The 18,687-nt window shown below is 70.6% G+C and carries 19 protein-coding genes and 1 pseudogene; 11 read left to right on the top strand and 9 right to left on the bottom strand.

Annotated features, from left to right (window positions below; translation table 11 throughout):
- The first annotated feature begins 35 nt into the window (after positions 1-35).
- The 3 genes from rfbA to H8B08_RS17690 all read left to right on the top strand — a co-directional run bounded on the left by rfbA (position 36) and on the right by H8B08_RS17690 (position 2,783).
- Entirely contained in the window at positions 36-971 is a 936-nt protein-coding gene (gene rfbA, locus H8B08_RS17700; RefSeq protein ID WP_187451524.1) for a glucose-1-phosphate thymidylyltransferase RfbA, read from the top strand.
- A gap of 142 nt (positions 972-1,113) precedes the next feature.
- Positions 1,114-2,307 carry a hypothetical protein gene (locus H8B08_RS17695; protein ID WP_187451523.1) on the top strand — a complete coding sequence of 398 codons (1,194 nt, stop codon included), beginning with the start codon at positions 1,114-1,116 and terminating at the stop codon, positions 2,305-2,307.
- 53 nt (positions 2,308-2,360) lie between these two features.
- Positions 2,361-2,783, top strand: coding sequence for a GFA family protein (locus tag H8B08_RS17690; protein WP_187451522.1), 423 nt, complete (start codon positions 2,361-2,363; stop codon positions 2,781-2,783).
- Between the two features lie 13 nt (positions 2,784-2,796).
- On the opposite strand, the gene H8B08_RS17685 is transcribed toward H8B08_RS17690, so the two are convergent.
- Complete coding sequence (locus H8B08_RS17685; RefSeq protein ID WP_222934569.1) at positions 2,797-3,183, bottom strand: hypothetical protein; 387 nt, start codon at positions 3,181-3,183, stop codon at positions 2,797-2,799.
- Positions 3,184-3,678: 495 nt separating this feature from the next.
- Between H8B08_RS17685 and H8B08_RS17680 the strand changes: the two genes are divergently transcribed.
- From H8B08_RS17680 to H8B08_RS19410, 3 genes and pseudogenes are all read left to right on the top strand, one after another.
- Complete coding sequence (locus tag H8B08_RS17680; protein WP_187451521.1) at positions 3,679-4,125, top strand: hypothetical protein; 447 nt, start codon at positions 3,679-3,681, stop codon at positions 4,123-4,125.
- 260 nt (positions 4,126-4,385) lie between these two features.
- Entirely contained in the window at positions 4,386-5,789 is a 1,404-nt protein-coding gene (rimO, locus tag H8B08_RS17675) for a 30S ribosomal protein S12 methylthiotransferase RimO (RefSeq protein ID WP_187451520.1), read from the top strand.
- Between the two features lie 9 nt (positions 5,790-5,798).
- Positions 5,799-5,888: pseudogene (locus H8B08_RS19410) on the top strand (hypothetical protein); the annotation flags it as partial.
- Positions 5,889-5,933: 45 nt separating this feature from the next.
- Here the strand turns inward: H8B08_RS19410 and H8B08_RS17670 are convergent.
- Positions 5,934-6,623, bottom strand: a complete 690-nt coding sequence (locus H8B08_RS17670; protein WP_187451519.1) for a MarC family protein — start codon at positions 6,621-6,623, stop codon at positions 5,934-5,936.
- Between the two features lie 97 nt (positions 6,624-6,720).
- Between H8B08_RS17670 and pyrF the strand changes: the two genes are divergently transcribed.
- The 4 genes from pyrF (at position 6,721) to H8B08_RS17650 (ending at position 11,093) form a co-directional block, all read left to right on the top strand.
- Complete coding sequence (gene pyrF, locus H8B08_RS17665; protein ID WP_187451518.1) at positions 6,721-7,422, top strand: orotidine-5'-phosphate decarboxylase; 702 nt, start codon at positions 6,721-6,723, stop codon at positions 7,420-7,422.
- 223 nt (positions 7,423-7,645) lie between these two features.
- Positions 7,646-9,307, top strand: a complete 1,662-nt coding sequence (gene murJ / locus H8B08_RS17660; RefSeq protein ID WP_187451517.1) for a murein biosynthesis integral membrane protein MurJ — start codon at positions 7,646-7,648, stop codon at positions 9,305-9,307.
- Between the two features lie 240 nt (positions 9,308-9,547).
- The gene (gene trpS / locus H8B08_RS17655) at positions 9,548-10,588 is read left to right on the top strand and encodes a tryptophan--tRNA ligase (protein ID WP_187451516.1); all 1,041 of its coding nucleotides are present in this window, start codon (positions 9,548-9,550) and stop codon (positions 10,586-10,588) included.
- A gap of 28 nt (positions 10,589-10,616) precedes the next feature.
- On the top strand, positions 10,617-11,093 hold the full coding sequence (locus tag H8B08_RS17650; RefSeq protein ID WP_187451515.1) for a copper chaperone PCu(A)C: 477 nt from the start codon (positions 10,617-10,619) through the stop codon (positions 11,091-11,093).
- A gap of 101 nt (positions 11,094-11,194) precedes the next feature.
- Here the strand turns inward: H8B08_RS17650 and H8B08_RS17645 are convergent, their stop codons facing one another.
- From H8B08_RS17645 to H8B08_RS17625, 5 genes are all read right to left on the bottom strand, one after another.
- Complete coding sequence (locus H8B08_RS17645) at positions 11,195-11,938, bottom strand: dienelactone hydrolase family protein (RefSeq protein WP_187451514.1); 744 nt, start codon at positions 11,936-11,938, stop codon at positions 11,195-11,197.
- A 101-nt stretch (positions 11,939-12,039) separates the two neighbouring features.
- Positions 12,040-12,861 (bottom strand): dienelactone hydrolase family protein, encoded by an 822-nt coding sequence (locus tag H8B08_RS17640; RefSeq protein WP_187451513.1) that lies wholly within the window; start codon positions 12,859-12,861, stop codon positions 12,040-12,042.
- Positions 12,862-12,926: 65 nt separating this feature from the next.
- The gene (locus H8B08_RS17635) at positions 12,927-13,787 is read right to left on the bottom strand and encodes a dienelactone hydrolase family protein (protein ID WP_187451512.1); all 861 of its coding nucleotides are present in this window, start codon (positions 13,785-13,787) and stop codon (positions 12,927-12,929) included.
- A 239-nt stretch (positions 13,788-14,026) separates the two neighbouring features.
- Complete coding sequence (gene purH, locus H8B08_RS17630) at positions 14,027-15,640, bottom strand: bifunctional phosphoribosylaminoimidazolecarboxamide formyltransferase/IMP cyclohydrolase (RefSeq protein ID WP_187451511.1); 1,614 nt, start codon at positions 15,638-15,640, stop codon at positions 14,027-14,029.
- Positions 15,641-15,763: 123 nt separating this feature from the next.
- Complete coding sequence (locus H8B08_RS17625; RefSeq protein WP_187451510.1) at positions 15,764-16,012, bottom strand: hypothetical protein; 249 nt, start codon at positions 16,010-16,012, stop codon at positions 15,764-15,766.
- Between the two features lie 484 nt (positions 16,013-16,496).
- On the opposite strand from H8B08_RS17625, the gene H8B08_RS17620 reads away from it, so the two are divergent.
- Complete coding sequence (locus H8B08_RS17620) at positions 16,497-17,882, top strand: amidohydrolase family protein (RefSeq protein WP_187451509.1); 1,386 nt, start codon at positions 16,497-16,499, stop codon at positions 17,880-17,882.
- Positions 17,883-17,890: 8 nt separating this feature from the next.
- Here H8B08_RS17620 and H8B08_RS17615 read toward each other — a convergent pair whose 3' ends face one another.
- Both H8B08_RS17615 and H8B08_RS17610 read right to left on the bottom strand, forming a co-directional pair.
- Positions 17,891-18,118: a hypothetical protein gene (locus tag H8B08_RS17615; protein ID WP_187451508.1), complete on the bottom strand. Its 228-nt coding sequence runs from the start codon at positions 18,116-18,118 to the stop codon at positions 17,891-17,893.
- A 305-nt stretch (positions 18,119-18,423) separates the two neighbouring features.
- Positions 18,424-18,681, bottom strand: a complete 258-nt coding sequence (locus H8B08_RS17610; RefSeq protein WP_187451507.1) for a hypothetical protein — start codon at positions 18,679-18,681, stop codon at positions 18,424-18,426.
- Positions 18,682-18,687 lie beyond the last annotated feature (6 nt).

The following is an 18,687-nucleotide window of genomic DNA, read 5'->3' as shown; positions in this document are numbered from 1 at the left end:
TCCGCCAGGACACACGCTCACGGACGGGGTGACGTATGAAGGGCATCGTGCTGGCCGGCGGCTCCGGGACGCGTCTGCATCCGGTAACGCTCGGGATCAACAAACAGCTCCTTCCCGTGTGGGACAAGCCGATGATCTACTATCCCCTGTCCATCCTGATGATGGCGGGGATCCGGGAGATCCTGATCATTTCAAGCCCGCGGGACCTGCCTTCGATGAGGGCCGTCCTCGGCGACGGGCGGGTCTGGGGCGTGTCGCTCAGCTATGCGGTCCAGGACCAGCCGCGCGGCGTGGCCGACGCCTTCCGGGTCGGCGCCGACTTCATCGGCGGAAGGCCCTGCGCGCTGGTGCTGGGCGACAACCTGTTCTACGGCGCCCAGCTGGAGAGCCAGATGCTGGCCGCCGCGCGCCGCACCAAGGGCGCCACCGTCTTCGCCCAGCGCGTGCGCGATCCCAACCGCTTCGGCGTAGTCGAAATGGACGCCGGCGGCCGGGCCCTGGCCCTGGAGGAAAAGCCGCTGGACGCCCGCTCGAACTGGGCGGTGACGGGGCTCTACTTCTACGACGCCGAGGTCACCGAACTGGCCCGCACCCTGAAGCCCTCGGCCCGCGGCGAGCTGGAAATCACCGACCTCAACCGCCTCTATCTGGAACGCGGACGCCTGCGCGTCGAGCGTATGGGCCGCGGCTACGCCTGGCTGGACCTCGGGGCCTTCGAGGCGCTGATGGAGGCCGGCGAGTTCGTGCGCACCATCGAGCACCGCCAGGGGCTGAAGATCGCCTGCCTGGAGGAGATCGCCTTCGCCAAGGGCTGGATCGACGAGGAGGGCCTGCTGGCCCGCGCCGCCGAACTGGAGAACTCGCCCTACGGGGCCTACCTGCGCGGCATTGTCGAATCCAGCCTGCCCAGCCCGCCAATCGGTTCGACCGAAGGCCTGGCGGCCTACAAGGCCGGCGCGGCGCTGATTTGAACCCGCAAGTTTACGGGCGCTAAAGCCTGATCCCCGCAGAGTTCCCGCCCGAGTGACAGGCAGGGCCTCGGGAGCCCGGCGAGGCGTTCAGGTGCAGGCGGGGACCAGGCAGTCGCGGACGGGCGACCACGGGCGGACGCCCGTGGACCGGCTGGTCGCCGTCGACGCGGCCGCCGCGATCGAGCGCCTCCAGGGCTCGCCGCTCGCCGCCGAGGGGCGCGTGCACCTGCTGGGCCTGGACGCCGTGCGCGAGCGCCTGGGCGAGCGATGGCCCGGCAAGCGCGAACAGATCTGGGACAATGTCGAGCGCTGCCTGACGCGCAAGCTGGGCGTGGTCGGCTGGTTCCTGCGGGTCGGCGAGGCCGACTTCCTGGTGGTGCAGCCGGCGGCCACTCGCTTTGAGGCCCAGGCCCTTTGCCTGAACGCCCTGAAGGAGGTGCTGAACTTCTTCCTGGGCCAGGCGCGGGCCGCCGACCTGGCGCTGCGCGAAGTCACCGAGGTGTCGGCCGCGGGCCTGGCCTACCGGCGCCTCGACCCATCCGAGATCGCCGACGCGGCCATGGAGGTCGCCACGGCCGAGGCGCCCCTGCCGCCGCTGCGCCGGGTCGAGCCTGCCGCCTGGAGCGTCATGGCCACTCAGGACGGGCGGTCGCTGAGCGTCTCCTGCGCCATCCAGCCCCTGTTCGAGCTGTCGCGCCTGACCCTGATCGGCCACCGCCTGCAGCCTCGGGTGTTGAACGCCGCCACCGGCGCGGTCCTCACCCCCGCCCAGATCGACGCCCTGGACTGGGCCGACCGCGAGCGGGTCGACCTTGCAGTGCTGGAACGCGGCCTGGCGCGCCTGAAGAGCGATCCGCGCCGCGAACAGAAACCCGGCGTGGTCGTGCCGCTAGCCTTCACCACCCTGGCCTCCACCCGCGGCCGCGCCGCCCTGGCCCAGGCCTTTTGCGACGCGCGCGACGACCTGGCGCTCAAGACCCTGGTCAGCGTCCAGGGCCTGAAGGGCGTGCCGACGGGGCGGCTGTGGGAGGCCGTGTCCCTGATCCAGCCGTTCTGCTTCGCCGTCACCGGCGCGGCCGAGCCGGACCGCGCGGCGGTCCAGCGGCTGACCGGCTGCGGGCTGAAGGGCCTCACCTTCGAATGCGACCCCGGCGGGCACGAGGACGAGAACGCGCTCTTCGCCTGGCTGCGGCGCGTCGCGCGGATGGCCGAGCCGGTCGCGCCGAGGCGGCTGGTCGCCGGTTTGACCTCGCCCCGCCAGCTGGCCATCGCGCGCCTGGCCGGCTTCACCCACGCCAGCCTGGGCGGCCCCCGCACGACGCGGCGCCCGACCTGAGCCCTTTGCGGCCGCTCGCGAGTTGTGGGCCGAACATCGCGAGGGACCGGGACATGACCCACAAGGGAACCTGCTTCTGCGGCGCGGTCGGCGTCGAGGCCGAGGGCGAGCCGCAGGCCATGGGCTATTGCCACTGCAACTCCTGCCGCTCCTGGTCGGCGTCGCCGGTCAACGCCTTCAGCCTGTGGAAGCCCGAGCAGGTGAAGGTGACCAAGGGCGAGGACCATCTCGCCGGCTACCAGAAGACCCCCTTCACCGAGCGCATGTACTGCGACCAGTGCGGCGGCCACCTCATGGGCCGGCACCCGACGCTCGGCATGACCGACGTCTACGCCGCCACCCTGCCGACCCTCGACTTCAAACCGGCCGTGCACGTGAACTACGCCGAGACCGTGCTGCCGATGAAGGACGGCCTGCCCAAGCTGAAGGACTTCCCGGCCGAGTTCGGCGGCTCGGGGGAGATGGTGGCGGAGTAGGCGTCCGCAGCGGTCAGCCCGGACCGGCCAGCAACACCTTCACCTTTTTCGCGACCTCCTCGAGGCTCGCCGACAGTCGGTTCACCTGAGAAGCGGGGGCGGCCATCTCCGGCCCGTAGCGGGTCACGACGTACTCGCGGGTCGCCGCCACCGTGGCGAGGTGCTGAGCCGTGCGCCGTCGCAGCACCAGACCTCCGTCAGCCGCCTGCTTCGCCCGTTTCGCAAAGTCATGCTGCAGGCCGCGCAGGCTGCGCGCCGTGCACCCACGGTGCAGGAGCAGGGCGTTCAAATAGAGCTCGATGGCGTGCAGGGCGGACAAGCAGAACGGCGCCCGTAGCGGCTTGCCGCGCTGGCCGGCCGTCAACAGCGCGTGCGCCGCCGTCCGGTACTCGTCGGCCAACTTCAGGAGGTCCTCCGGAGCCGCCAGCGCTCCGGGATGGGGATCAGTCGACGTCGAGGTCCGCGCATCCATCGCCGCCAAGGTGTGGCGCGCCCGCCCGCGGTTCTACCCTCCTGGCCCGGAAACCGGAGTTTCCGCCGACGTCGGTGGCGTTTCGGTCACGCTGCCCGAACCGCGTTCCGGCCTCCGCTGCAGCGGAACAGGTTGAGCCACACGTCCGGGTCGTGCCACGGTCGCGCCGAACCGCGGGGGGCCGCAGGCATGCTCTTCGTCGGCTATTTCGTCACCTTCGCCGCGTTCTCGGTGATCTTCACCCGCGAGGTGATCGCTCCCGCCTCAGCGGCTGATCGGCCAGATGCTGATGCTGAAAGGACGTGAAGGGGTAACCGGACGCGATCCGCGGTTCCTCCAGGCGCGTCCTATGCTGTAGCTTCGCCGCGTCACGCGCCGAAGCTGTATGCGGCGCGCCAAGGGGGAACTCCGATGAAGACCAAGATGATCGCCGCCGCCGCCCTGACCGTCGCGCTCGGCGCGGCCGGCGCCGCTCACGCCGGCCCGGCCTCCGACGCCTTCGGCAAGTGCCTCGTGGAGTCGTCCACCGGCAAGGATCGGATCGTGTTCGTGCAATGGTTCTTCGCGGCCCTCTCGACGCATCCGAACGTCAGCGCGATTGCAAGCGTCACGCCGGAACAACGCGCCGCCTACACGCGGCAGGCCGCCACCGTCATGGATCGGCTGGTGCTGGTGGACTGCCACGCGGAAGCCGTCGCCGCCGTCCAGCAAGACGGCCCGGAATCGATGAATGAGAGCTTCAGGCTGTTTGGCCAGGCCGCCGCCGGCGAGCTGCTCTCCAATCCGGCCGTCAACAAGGAGATGTCCGCGCTCGGGGCCTATGTCGACAACGCGAAATGGGGCGAGCTGATGGACAAGGCGAAGAAGTAGGCCCTCGAGCCGATCGACCCCGGGCGTTTCAGCTTCGCCCTGGAGCTGGGGCGCTCGGTTGTCCTAGAAGCCCTATACCGACTAGGCGGTTACGCATTCCGGCCCATGAACCGTGGGTACTCCTGCCTGCCTGAGGGTAAGCCGGCCCCCCGCGCACGAGGGCGACATTCAGAGGCCCTCCCGCGCCCCATCGACGCGGGAGCGATGACGCGAACGCCGGTTTGGGCTATCAGGCGGCCCGTTTTGCCGCCGGAGCCCGCATGACCGACGCCTCGACCAAATCCGCGCCCAAGGTGGGCTTCGTCAGCCTCGGCTGCCCGAAGGCGCTGGTCGACTCCGAGCGCATCCTCACCCGCCTGCGCGGCGAGGGCTACGAGATCAGCCCGACCTACGAGGGCGCCGACACGGTCGTGGTGAACACCTGCGGCTTCCTGGACTCCGCCCGCGAGGAGAGCCTGGACGCGATCGGCGAGGCCCTGTCGGAGAACGGCAAGGTCATCGTCACCGGCTGCCTGGGCGCCGAGGCCGACGTCATCCGCGAGCGCTTCGCCGACCGGGTCGAGATCACCGGCCCGCACGCCTACGACGCGGTCGTCAGCGCCGTGCACAAGCACGTTCCGCCGCCGCCGGACCCGTTCCGCGACCTGGTCCCGGCTCAGGGCATCAAGCTGACCCCCAAGCACTACGCGTACCTGAAGATCTCCGAGGGCTGCGACCACCGCTGCAGCTTCTGCATCATCCCGCAGCTGCGCGGCGACCTCGCCTCGCGCCCGGTGCGCGACGTGCTGAAGGAGGCCGAGGCCCTGGTCGACGCCGGGGTGAAGGAGCTGCTGGTCGTCTCCCAGGACACCTCCGCCTACGGCCTGGACATCAAGTACGCCGAGGGCGAGTGGCGCGGGCAGAAGTACCGCGCCAATCTCGAGGAGCTGGCCCGCGGCCTGGGCGAGCTGGGCGTGTGGACGCGCCTGCACTACGTCTACCCCTACCCGCACGTCGACGCGGTCATCCCGCTGATGGCCGAGGGCAAGATCCTCCCCTACCTGGACATCCCCTTCCAGCACGCCTCGCCGAAGGTGCTGAAGGCCATGCGCCGCCCGGCCAACCAGGAGAAGACTTTGCAGCGCCTGGCCGACTGGCGCGCCGTCGCCCCCGACCTGACCATCCGCTCGACATTCGTGGTCGGCTTCCCCGGCGAGACCGAGGAGGACTTCCAGTTCCTGCTGGACTGGCTGGAGGAGGCCAGGCTCGATCGCGTCGGCGCCTTCGCCTACGAGAACGTCGAGGGGGCCAAGGCCCGCGACCTGCCCGACCACGTGCCCGAGGAACTCAAGCAGGAGCGCCGCGAGCGCTTCATGGAGGCGGCCCAGAAGATCAGCCGCGCCAAGCTGCGCGAGAAGGTCGGCCGCGAGATCGAGGTGATCGTCGACGAGGTCCGCCGCGACGGCGTGGCCGTGACCCGCTCCCGGGGCGACGCGCCCGAGATCGACGGCAACGTGTTCGTGAAGGGCGGCGGCCTGCTGAAGATCGGCGAGTTCGCCAAGGTGAAGGTCACCAGGACCGAGGCCTACGACCTGTGGGCCGAACCGGCCGGCCGGACGCTCAACCGTCCGCCCCTCGCCCCGCGCCCCGGCGCGCGGATGCACCGGGTCATTTCGCGGATCTGACGCGGGCCCGAAACCCTCGTCCTTCGACAGGCTCAGGATGAGGATTTCTACTGCGGCCCAAGTAGCCCTCATCCTGAGCTTGTCGAAGGACGAGGGCGGCCCATCCTTCTCCCTCTAGGGAGAAGGATTAGCGCTCAACATTGATCAATGCGCGTAAGGCGTCGCCACGCTCTTGGTGATGAAGCCGTGCGTGGCTTCGCCGAGGCCGGCGATGATGAACTGCACGGCCAGCGCGCAGAGGATCAGGCCCAGCACCCGCACGACGATGGCCATGCCGATCTTGCCCAGGACGCGGCTGATCGGGCCGGTCAGGGCGAAGCTGGCGAAGGTGGCCACGCCCACGGCCAGGATCACGCCGAGGCCCGCGAGCACGCCGTTCAGGCCGAATTTCTTCACCTCGCTGGCCTGGATGATCACCGCCGAGATCACGCCCGGGCCGATCAAGAGCGGCATGCCGAACGGCACGATCAGGCGCTCGAAGCGCTTGCGGGCGTATTCGCTGACCTCGTGGGCGGGATCGCCCGTCTCGGAGTCGGCGAAGACGGCGATGAAGTCCTCGCGCGCCATCTCCAGGCCGAGCAGGAACAACAGGATGCCGCCGGCGATGCGGAAGGCGGCGATGGAGATGCCGAAGAACTGCAGCAGCGCCAGGCCGGTGAAGAAGAAGAAGGTCAGGAAGGCGATGATGAACAGCGACAGATACAGCGCCAGGCGCCGGCGCTGGGCCGAGCTCGCGCCGCTGGTGGCGGCCGCGTAGATCGGCACGTTCCCGACCGGATCGATCAGGGCGAACAGGGCCACGAAGAAGTTGACCGCGAGTGCGGCGAGGCTCATTGGGACCCCTCAGCCTGATTTCGAATCGACGCACCCCCTGCGCCTCGGGCGAGCTTTAGCCGCGCCCAGCGTCGCCGCAACCTGAAGGACGCTGAAAATGACCGCCGACCCCCGCCTGATCGTGGCCCTGGACGTGCCGACCGTGGCCGAGGCCCGCGCCCTGGTGGAGCGCATCGGCGACGCGGTCAGCTTCTACAAGGTCGGCCTGCAGCTGTTCGCCGGCGACGGCATGACCCTGGCCCGCGAGCTGAAGGCGCAGGGCAAGCAGGTTTTCCTGGACTGGAAGCTGCACGACATCGGCGCGACGGTGGAGAAGGCCGCGACCGCCCTGGCCCGCGCCGGCGGCGACTTCCTGACCGTGCACGGCGAGCCGCAGGTCATGCGCGCGGCCGTGAAGGGCGCGGGCGACAGCGGCCTGAAGGTGCTGGCCGTCACCGTGCTGACCAGCCTGACCGACGCCGACCTGGCCGAGATGGGCTTCGCCTACACCGCCGCCGAATTGGTCGAACGGCGCCTGCGCCAGGCCATCGACGCGGGCTGCGACGGGGTGATCTGCTCGCCGCAGGAGGCCGCGCGCATCAGCGAGATCGCCGGCGCGGCCGGCCGGCCGGATTTCATCGTCGTCACGCCTGGCGTGCGCCCGGCAGGTAGCGCGACCGACGACCAGGCCCGCATCGCCACACCGAAGCAGGCGCTGCAGGCCGGCGCCACCCACCTGGTGGTCGGCCGCCCGATCACCGCCGCCGCCGATCCCCGGGCCGCGGCCCTGGCGATCGCGGCGGAGATGGCGGCGGCCTGATCTCCTCCCCTACGAAGCGGGGGAGGGGGACCGCCGAAGGCGGTGGAGGGGGCGAACCCGCGCACCGCGCTAGGATCGAGCCCGTTTCACAGCCGCTCGCCCCCCTCGACCACGCTTCGCGTGGTCCCCCTCCCCCGTTTCGCTGCGCTCCACAGGGGAGGAGTACTCGCCCTGCGGCGTCATCCCGCTTGCCGGTTTTCCGCCCGCCGCCTACCACTGGCGCGTGAGCACCGTGACCGTCGCCGACGCCCCGCCCCGCAAGAAGAAGAGCCTGATCGGCGCTTCTCTGGTTTTCTCCGCCTGGACGCTCGTCAGCCGGTTGATGGGCTTCGCCCGCGACATCGTGCTGACCAGCGCGCTCGGGGCCAGCGCGACCATCGCGGCCGACGCCTTCTACACGGCGTTGAGCTTCCCCAACCTGTTCCGCCGCATCTTTGCCGAGGGCGCCTTCGCGGCCGCCTTCGTGCCGGCCTATGCGCGCAAGCTGGAGGGCGAAGGCGCGGACAAGGCCGACGCCCTGGCCAGCGACGCGCTCGCCACCATCGCGGCGGCGACCATTATCCTGACAGTAGCCGCCCAGCTGGCCATGCCGTGGCTGATGCACGTCATCAACCCCGGCTACGCCAGCGATCCGGCCAAGTTCAAGCTGGCCATCCTGCTCACCACCATCACCATGCCCTACCTGCCGTGCATGGCGATCGTGGCCCTGCTGTCAGGGGTGCTGAACGCGCGTCACCGCTTCGCCCTGTCGGCGGGCGTGGCCGCCGTGCTCAACATCGTCATGCTGATCGCCGTGCTGCCGCAGCACTCGCCGGAGGGCGCCGCCAAGGCCGCCTCGGTCGGCGTGCTGGTCGCCGGCGTGATCCAGGCGACCATGCTGTTCGTCGGCGCGCGCCGCACCGGCGCGAAGATCCGCGTGCGCCTGCCGCGCCTGACCCCCGAGATCAAGGCCCTGATCGGCCTGGCCATTCCCGGCGCCATCGCCGCCAGCGCCACCCAGATCAACATCTTCGTCTCCCAGGCGTTGGCGTCCATGGGCGAGGCCGGCGCGCGCGCCTGGCTGAACGTCGCCGACCGCCTCTACCAGCTGCCGCTGGGCCTGGTCGGCGTCGCCGTCGGCGTGGCCCTGCTGCCGCGTCTGGCGATGGCGGTGCAGGCCAGGGACCACGACGGCGCGCGCGACGCCATGGACGAGGCCCTGACCTTCACCCTGGCCCTGACCCTGCCGGCCGCCGCGGCCCTGTTCGCCATGCCGGTCTTCCTGATCGACGGCCTGTTCACGCGCGGCGCCTTCCACGCCTACGACGCCCAGCAGACGGCGCTCGCCTTGCTGCACTACGGCTGGGGCACGCCCGCCTTCGTGCTGGTGCGGATCCTTACCCCGGCCTTCTTCGCCCGGCTGGACACCAAGGCGCCCATGCGCTTCGCCCTGATCTCGGTGGTGGCCAACATCGTGCTGGGCGTGGGCCTGTTCCAGGTGATCGGCTTCTCCGGCATCGCCGCGGCCACGTCCGCCGCCTCCTGGCTCAACGTGACCATGATGTGGATGACCCTGCGCAAGCGCGGCGACTACACGCCCACCAAGCAGGCGGTGTCGCGCTGGGCCCGCATCGCCCTGTCGGCCGGCATCATGGGCGCCCTGCTGTTCGCCGCCCAGACCTTCCGCCCGATGGTCGAGGCCCCGTTCGCCGGCATGAGCCTGGACCTCTTCGGCCACCACGTCCTGGGCCCGAAGGAGTACGCGGTCGCGGCCGTGGCCCTGGCCGGCGTGGCGCTCTACGCCCTGCTGCTGCCGCTGACCGGCGCCATCCGCCCGGCCGACCTGAAGCGCGCCCTCAAGCGCGATCCGAAGACCAAGGCCCCCGCGGGCGCCGACTTGCTCTGAGCCGGCCCTTGGGCGTAACTGCGCGGCGATGATGCTGACGGGACGCATGACGGACGAGACGCACGGGCGGCGATGGCGCCGCGGCGCGCCTTCAGGCTGAGTGGCCTCCGGTCAGCCGCCCGGAAGGCGCGCCATCCAAGATGGGGCGCGCTCCGAGCGCAAAACCGGTCCCCACTTTTGCTGAGCGCGCCCTCGCCTGCGCCTGATCTCAACCTCCGTCTCCCGCCAGAAAGATCTCCCATGACCGACCAACCGACCCCCGCCTACGCGGGTCCTGAGCGCGTGCTGTCCGGCGTGCAGCCGTCCGGCGCGCTGCACCTCGGCAACTACCTGGGCGCGCTGAAGAAGTTCGTCGCCCTGCAGGACCAGTTCCCGACCTTCCTGTTCGTGGCCGATATGCACGCCATCACGGTGTGGCAGGACCCGGCCCTGCTGGCCGACCAGACCCGCGAGATCGCCGCCGCCTACCTGGCCGCCGGCCTGGATCCGAAGAAGGCCGCCATCTTCCCCCAGTCGGCCGTGCGCGCGCACGCCGAGCTGGCCTGGGTGTTCAACTGCGTCGCCCGCCTCGGCTGGCTCGACCGCATGACCCAGTTCAAGGAGAAGTCGGGCAAGCACAAGGAACGGTCGTCGATCGGCCTCTACACCTACCCGGTGCTCCAGGCCGCCGACATCCTGGCCTACAAGGCCACCCGCGTGCCGGTGGGGGAGGACCAGAAGCAGCACCTGGAACTGACCCGCGACATCGCCGCCAAGTTCAACAACGACTTCAACGCGCCGGGCTTCTTCCCGCAGCCGGACCCGATGATCCAGGGCCCGGGCGCGCGGATCATGAGCCTGCGCGACGGCTCGGCGAAGATGTCGAAGTCCGACCCGTCGGACCTGTCGCGCATCAACCTGACCGACGACGCCGACACCATCGCCAAGAAGATCAAGAAGGCGACCACCGACCCGAACCCGCTGCCGGAAGACGCGGCCGACCTGGACGGCCGTCCGGAGGCCAAGAACCTGGTCGGCATCTACGGGGCGCTGGCCGGGATCTCCTCGGCCGAGGTGCTGAAGCAGTTCGGCGGCCAGGGCTTCGGCGCCTTCAAGCCGGCCCTGGCCGACCTGGCGGTCGAGAGCCTGGCCCCCGTCAGCGACGCCATGCGCCGCTTCCTGGGCGACAAGGCCGAGATCGACAAGGTGCTGGCCGACGGCGCCGGCCGCGCCAGCGAGATCGCCGAGCCGGTCGTGGCGGAGGTCAAGCGCCTGGTTGGGTTCTGGCCCGGCCGTGCCTAACTAGAGGCCGAGTTCAGGAGCCGTTTCGATGTCCGCCCGCGTCTTCGCCGTCGCCGCCGCCGTTCTGGCCCTGGCCGCCGTTCCCGCCGCCGCCCGCCAGGCGTCGGCGGGGTCGCTGGTGGTCAAGGACACCCACATGCGCGCCTCGCTGGGCAACAACCCCAACACCGGCGCCTATCTGACGGTGACCAACCGGGGCGCCGCCAAGGACCGGCTGGTCGGCGCCTCGTGCGCCTGCGCCGCGCGGGTCGAGCTGCACGAGATGTCCGACGTGGGCGGCGTGATGAAGATGAAGAAGGTCGACGGCTTCGAGGTCCCGGCCGGCGGCCAGCTGGTCCTGGCTCCGCGGGGCAAGCACCTGATGGTGTTCGGCCTGAAGCAGCCGGTGAAGACCGGCGACATGGTGCAGATGACCCTGCGGTTCGAAAAGGCCGGCGCGGTCACCACCGCCTTCCACGTGATGAACGATCCGGGCGCGACCGGCGGCGGCGGGCACCACCACTGATCGCGGCACACGCCCTCGTCCTTCGACAGGCTCAGGATGAGGCTGCTTAGGCCGCAGTAGAAACCCTCATCCTGAGCCTGTCGAAGGACGAGGATTTCGCGTCAGCCCCTCAGGAATTTCTCGAACCGCTGCACCGCCTCGCCCAGCAGGTCCGCGTCGAAGGTGATGGGCAGGGGCACGCGGATGCCCGGCTCGTCGAAGGCGTGGGTTCCGTCCGGCGACCACAGCTCCAGGTCCACCCCGGCCGCCAGCGGGGCGGCGTAGACCTTCATGTGGGTGCGCACCGTGGCCATGTGGTCGCGCCGCGGCACGACCCCGAAGGTGCGCGGCGCGCGAAGCCAGGGCCGGCGCGAGCTGCGGGCCAGAACGCCTACATACGGATAGCCCAGGAACAGCCGCTCGACCCCGGAGAGCCAGCGCGGATCAGGGTCCGCCAGGCCCGCCTCGCCACGGCGGAGCAGCGGCATGGTCATCAGGTCCATGATCGACCAGCCGCCGTGGCTCCAGCCGGCCAGGGCGACCCGCTCGGGATCGACGCCCGGCAGCTGCGAAATCCCCCAGACCGCGGCCAGCACGTCGCCGGCGCGCCTGGCCCCGCGCAGCAGCGCCCCGGTGCAGACGAAGGTGGCGGCGAAGCGCTTGGACCAGCCGCGATGGCCGTAGCTGGAGACCAGATAGGCCCGCCAGCCGGCCCGCACCGCCGCCTTCACGTATTCCATGTGGTGCTTGCGCACTCCGCCGCAGCCGGGGAACATCAGGACGGCCGGACGCGGCAGCTCGTCCTGCGGACCGAACTGCAGCACGTGCGGATATAGCTTCGCCCAGCGGCCCCTAAGCGTGTCCATGAAACTCCAACCCCCGCGTCAACGAACGCGGGTCGGCGCGAGCGGTCAAGCCTGCGCCCCGATCCGGCGAGCGAAATGCCCCGGTTCGGGTATTTCCAGCCTCACCCGGCCTGGGCGGACTGGGCGGGGCTGGCGGCGCGGGCGCGGCGCTTCGGGGCCGGCTTGGCCTCGGGCTGCGGGAGGAGGGCGGCCTGCAGGAAACGGACGAAGCGGCCATAGGCCTCCTTGGTCAGCGTCTCGTCGTACTTCATCGGCCCGTTTCCGCCGGGCTCGTCGAAGGCGTGGGTGCCGGCCGCCTGCCAGGTCTGCACCTCCACCCCGCAGGCCTTCACCGCGTCGTAGACCTTGTGGGCGTTCTCGACCGTGGTCAGGTGGTCCTGCTCGGCGATCACCGCCAGCGTCTTCGGGCACCGCTTCCAGGGCTTCATCCGCGCCGTCGCGCCGATCCCGACATACGGGTAGACCAGCACGGTCGCCTTCAGGCCTGAAAGGTCCGTGCCCTGAGGATCGGCCAGGCCGAACTCCCCGGCCCTCGAGAGCGGCGAGGACATCAGCTCCATGATGCCCCAGCCGCCGTGGCTCCAGCCGGCCGCGGCCAGGCTGGTGTGGTCGACGTCGCGCCGCCGGGCCACGCCCCACAGGGCGGCCAGCACGTCGCCGGCCCGCTCGCGGCCGCGGAAGATCACCCCGGTGCAGACGGTGGCCAGGGCGAACGGCCGGGCCCAGCCGCGCGGGCCGTAGGAGTCGATCACGAAGGCCCGCAGGCCGGCTTGCGCCGCCGCCTCCGCATAGCCGGTGATGTGCGAGCGCACGCCGCCGCAGCCGTGGAACAGCAGGACCGCCGGGCGGGGCGCGTCGTCCTCGGGCCCGAAAACCTGGACGTGCGGCTGGAGCTTCATCCAGCGGTCTTCGAGCGAGTCCATCAACGATCTCCGTCCCGCTTAACGAACGCAGGTGCGCAAACGCGGTCAAGCCGGGAGTTGGTTCCTCACGCGGTCGTGGTCGCCGTTACGTCCAGCCCGGTGCGGAGGAAGGCGGTGAACCGGCGCACGGACTCGGCCGTGACCTCAGGGTCATACTTCATCGGCCCGAAGCCGGTGCGTTCGTCGAATGAGTGGGTGCCCTCCGCCTCCCAGACCTCGACGGGCACGCCCGATCCGCCGACCACGTCGTAGACTCGGCGCGCGTTGCGCACGGTCGTCAGGTGGTCCCGTTTGGCGATGACGCCCAGGGTCTGCGGCCGGCGCCGCCATGGCCGACTGCGGCCGGTGGCGACGAAACCGACGTAAGGGTAGGCCAGGAAGGCGCCCTTCACCCCCGACAGGTCCGGGTCCTGCGGGTCGGCAAGGCCGATCTCGCCGGCGTGCTCCAGCGGCGAGGACATCAGCTCCATGATCCCCCAGCCGCCGTGGCTCCAGCCGGCCACCGCCAGCCGGGTCGGGTCGACGTCGGGGCGCTGCGACACGCCCTTGATCGCGGCCAGCACGTCGCCGGCCCGCTGATCGCCGCGGAACACCGCCCCGGTGCAGACGAAGGCGCGCCCGAACTCCGGGCTCCACCCGCGGGCCGAGTAGGAATCCACCACGAAGGCGCGCACCCCGATCGCCGCCGCCGCTTCGGCGTATTCGGAGAGGTGCACCCGCACCCCGCCGCAGCCGTGGAACAGCAGCACCGCCGGGCGGGGGGTGTCGTCGTCCGGTCCGTAAACCTGGGTGAAGGGCTCGAGCCTGGCCCACCGCTCGGCGCAGGTGTCCAGCTTGTGGCGCTCGCGCGGGGTCTGGGCGCGCGCCGAACCACCTGAGGCGGCTGCGGCGCCGCCAGCCAGAAGAAAGTCTCGACGGGAGGACATGACCGCCCTTTGAAAGCTCAGGACCCCAGACGAACGCGGGTCGGCGACGGGGTCAAGCCTTCCTTCTCCCCTTGCGGGAGAAGGTGGCGCGCAGCGCGCGCCGGATGAGGAGTGTCGGCGCGCCGGCCGGACGTCAGGGGAAAAAAGATCCGCGCCAAGGCTCGGAAGCCCCGGCGCTGACACCCCGCATCCGACCGGCTTCGCCGGCCACCTTCTCCCGCAAGGGGAGAAGGACCCTCTTAGTGCCGGAACACCCGCACGCCGGTGAAGGCCATGGTCAGGCCGGCCTGATCGGCGGCGGCGATGACGTCGGCGTCCTTGATCGAGCCCCCGGGCTGGATCACCGCCGTTGCGCCCGCGGCGGCCGCCTCCAGCAGGCCGTCCGGGAACGGGAAGAAGGCTTCCGAGGCGCAGGCCGAATCCTTGGCCAGCGAGTCCGTCAGGCCCAGGGCCTCGGCCGCCTCCTTGGCGCGCAGGGCGGCGATGCGGGCGCTGTCGCGGCGGTTCATCTGGCCGGCGCCGATGCCGGCGGTACGGCCTTCCTTGGCGTAGACGATGGCGTTCGACTTCACGTGCTTGGCGACGGTGAAGGCGAACAGCATGTCGCGCACTTCCTCGTCGGTCGGCTGGCGCTTGGTGACGATCTTCAGGTCGGCCGCCTTGATGCGGGCGATGTCGCGCGACTGGACCAGCAGACCGCCGGCCACCGAACGGAACACCTCGCCGCCGGCCAGCGGGTCGGGCAGACCGTCGGTGACTAGCAGGCGGAGGTTCTTCTTGGCCGCGAACACGGCCGCGGCGTCCTCGTCCACCTCGGGGGCGATCACCACCTCGGTGAAGATCTCCACGATCTTCTCCGCGGCCGCGCGGTCGAGCTTGCGGTTCACGGCGACGATGCCGCCGAAGGCCGAGACCGGATCGCACTCCAGCGCGCGCTGGTAGGCGGTCGCCAGATCGGCGCCGATGGCCACGCCGCACGGGTTGGCGTGCTTGACGATGACGCACGCGGCGGCGACCGACGGGTCGAACTCGGCCACCAGCTCGAAGGCGGCGTCGGTGTCGGCGACGTTGTTGTAGCTGAGCTCCTTGCCCTGCAGCTGGCGGGCCGTGGTCACGCCCGGGCGCACTTCCGAGGTCTTGTAGAAGGCCGCCGACTGATGCGGGTTCTCGCCGTAGCGCATGGTCTGCAGCAGCGAGCCGGCGATGGTCTTGCGGGCCGGATAGGCGTCGCCGACCTGCCCGGCGAACCAGCCCGAGACGGCCGCGTCGTAGGCGGCGGTGCGGGCGAAGGCGCGGGCGGCCAGGCGCTTGCGCAGCTCCAGCGTGGTGGCGCCGTCGGCCTTCAACGCGGCGATCACCTCGTCGATCGCGGCCTTGTCGGTGGCGACCGCGACATAGCCGTGGTTCTTGGCCGAGGAGCGGATCATCGCCGGGCCGCCGATGTCGATGTTCTCGATGCAGGCGTCGAAGCCGGCCCCGGAGGCGACGGTCGCCTCGAACGGGTAAAGGTCGATCCACACCACATCAATGTTGACGATGCCGTGCTCGGCCATGGCCTTGGCGTGGCTTTCGGCGTCGCGGACGCCCAGCAGGGCGCCGTGCACCTTCGGGTGCAGGGTCTTCACCCGGCCGTCCATCATCTCCGGGAAGCCGGTCAGGTCGGCGACATCCTTCACCGGCAGGCCGGCCTTCTCGATCGCCGCGCGGGTGCCGCCGGTCGAGACCAGCTCCACGCCCAGTTCGTGCAGGGCGCGCGCGCCTTCCTCCAGCCCGGTCTTGTCGGAGATCGAGATCAGCGCCCGGGTCGGCTGGACGCGATCGGGAGCGGGCGGGAAGTCGGGCGCGGCGGGCATGGGGGAGGGGCCTTCGTGCGGGGAGGAAAGACGCGCGCGCACCTACCACCGGAACGGCGGGACGGGAAGGCGGGGCGGCGAGAGACCGGCGGCCGGCGCCCTAGATGCCGCAGCCGGGGCGGACTAGTTCGCGGTACGCTGGACCGCCGCGGCGTAGTGATCGGCGAGCTCCTGTATGATGCACGCCGCGTCGTCGAAGCTGTCCGCTTTATAGCCGCTCCAGTTCACACATTCGATCACGTAGGGATCGCGATCGCGCGCCAGGCTGAGCCCCCTGTCAAACAGGAGGAGCCATTCGGCGTCCATCTCCGGGTACGACGCGCTCATCGAGGCCATGTACTTCGCGGCGTCCTCAAAGGAGCCTTGGTTCACATAGGCACCAACGAGATCCTTGAGGCCCTCGCGCCAGAACTCGACATGAGGTGTCCGAACTTAGGGGGGCAAAGGTGCGCGAGCATTGTTTGTACATCGAACAAGACCCAAGCGCCCACCCGCGCCTTGAGCAGCCCAGTCCCGAGCGCTCCAATTCCACCATGGACTTAAGGCGCTCCAGTGATCCGTCGGATCCCTTCTCCCAGAGGGAGAAGGACGGGCCCCGCGCACCGGAGCGCGTTCGCGCGGAGGTCCCCGCGGGAGGATGAGGGGTTACGGACGGCGGCGGCTCCTGGCGCGCCTAGTCCTGCCCCCTCCCGTGACCCTCACCCTCCCACGCCGCTTTGCGGCGCGGGCCCCTCCCTCTCCCGACCGGGAGAGGGGATTTCACTGAGTCGCCGCTCGGGTCGGCCCTAGGGGCGAACGAGCGGAGCGGGGAAGCGTTGGGTCGGCGAGCGTGAGCGCACGCTCGAGGACCCAGGCGATGGTCGACACAACGCGACGCGGGCTGTTCGGAGGACTGGCGGCGGCGGGGCTGTTCGGCTTGGCCCGGGCGGCCCTGGCTGAGGACGACCTGCGGGTGGACGCCCCGCCCGCGCCGCCGCCGTCCGCCGGCGCGACCGTCTTCCGCAATGTCCGCGTGTTCGACGGGCGCGGCGACGCCCTGTCAGGCCCGAGCGACGTGCTGGTGCGCGGCGGGGTGATCGAGAAGATGGGAGCCGGCCTGCCGCCTATCGGCGACGCGACCGAGATCGCCGGCGGCGGGCGGGTGCTGATGCCCGGCCTGATCGACGCCCATTGGCACGCCTTCATGGCCGGCACGCCGCAGCCCGTGCTGCTGACCGGCGACATCGGCTATCTGAACCTGCTGGCCGCGCGGCAGGCGCAGGCCACGCTGCTGCGCGGCTTCACCACCATCCGCGACATGGGCGGGCCGGTGTTCGGGCTGAAGCGCGCCATCGACGAGGGCGCCGCGGTCGGGCCGAGGATCTATCCCTCAGGGGCGATGATCTCGCAGACCTCCGGGCACGGCGACTTCCGCTTTCCGTTCGAACTGCCGCGCAGCCCCGGGGGGCCGCTGAGCTGGTCCGAGCAGGAGGGCATTTCGGCCATCGCCGACAGCCCCGACGAGGTGCGGCTGCGGGCCCGCGAGCAGCTCCGTCAGGGCGCCAGCCAGATCAAGCTGATGGGCGGCGGCGGGGTCAGCTCGCAGTACAATCCGATCGAGTCGGTCCAGTTCACCGAGCCCGAGATCCGCGCCGGGGTCGAGGCGGCCGAGAACTGGGGCACCTACGTCGCCATCCACGCCTACACCCCGCCGGCCATCCGCCAGGCGATCGCGGCGGGGGTGAAATGCATCGACCACGGCCAGCTGATCGACGAGGCCACCGCCAAGCTGCTGGTCGACAAGGGGCTTTGGTGGAGCCTGCAGCCGCTGAGCTACAATCCCGAGACCTTCGCGGCCATGAGCCCGGTCTCGCAGGTGAAGGCCCGAGAGGTGTTCGCCGGCACCGACCGGGCCTACCGGCTGGCCCGGAAGCTGGGGGCCAAGACCGCCTGGGGCTCGGACATCCTGTTCAATCCGGTCGCCGCCGCCCGCCAGGGCGCGTATCTGGCGCTGATGACCCGGTGGTACAGCCCGGCCGAGGCGCTGCGGATGGCCACCGCCGCGAACGCCGAGCTGCTGGCCATGTCCGGCTTTTCGAACCCCTATCCCGGAAGGCTGGGCGTGGTGGAGCCGGGCGCGCACGCCGACCTGCTGCTGGTCGAAGGCAACCCGCTTCAGAACCTGGAGCTGGTCGCCGATCCCGAGCGCAGCTTCCGCGTCATCATGAAGGCCGGGACGATCTACAAGAACACGCTGGCCTGAGCTCGCCGCTAGCCAAGGTTGTCGTTAGCCGCCACGTCCACGCGGTAGCGCACGTCCCAGCCGGCGCCGCCACGGTCTTCGGCTTCAAACAGGCCGGCGCGGTCTCGACCGAACAGGGCCAGCAGCTCCGGGGTGGAATTTATGTAGACGACGGCGCCATAGGCGGTCGTGGCGCGCAGCACCTCCACCTCGTCGGGCGAGGCTCTGAGCGCCGGACGCTCAAGGTAAACCGGCATGGGCGGCTCAGGTCAGGCGCGCGAGTTCGGCCGGGTCGCGCTCGACCCAGGCCTCGGACCGGAACCACTCGTGGACATGGCCGCAGCCGGCGCACCGGAACATCCGGGTCTCGGTCATCACGGCGAGTTCCGCCTCCTGCATGCGCAGGCAGGTGGAGACCGCCTCGTCCGTTCGCGGACACGTCGTCAGGACTCTCGGCATAGCCAAGCGAACGGCTGGGAGGGGCGGAGGTTGCGCGCAAAACGCAGGACGCCTCCCGGGTGTGGACCCGGGAGGCGTCTTTTGGCCGTGCGCGGCGACTGACTTATTCCGCGGCTTGCGCCGCGGCCTTGGTCTTCTTGGCCGGCTTCGCCGCTTTTACGGCGCTCACCGGCTTCACCGCCCGTACGGTCCTCGCGGCCTTGGCCGGACGACCGGCGAGCTCGGCCTCGATCAGCGGCAGGAGCTCGACGGCGGCCCGTTGTTGCGCGGGAACCCCGCTGGTCTGCAGCCGCTCGGCGTTCGCCTTCAGGGTCTGCAGGTCCGCGTCGGTCATGGTCGGCAGACGGTCGGACACGCTCATGGCGGG

The sequence above is a fragment of the Caulobacter sp. 17J80-11 genome, assembly GCF_014349105.1.
Lineage (GTDB): Bacteria > Pseudomonadota > Alphaproteobacteria > Caulobacterales > Caulobacteraceae > 17J80-11.
Note: the sequence above shows the minus strand (reverse complement) of the source record. Positions and strands in the feature narration are given on the sequence as shown.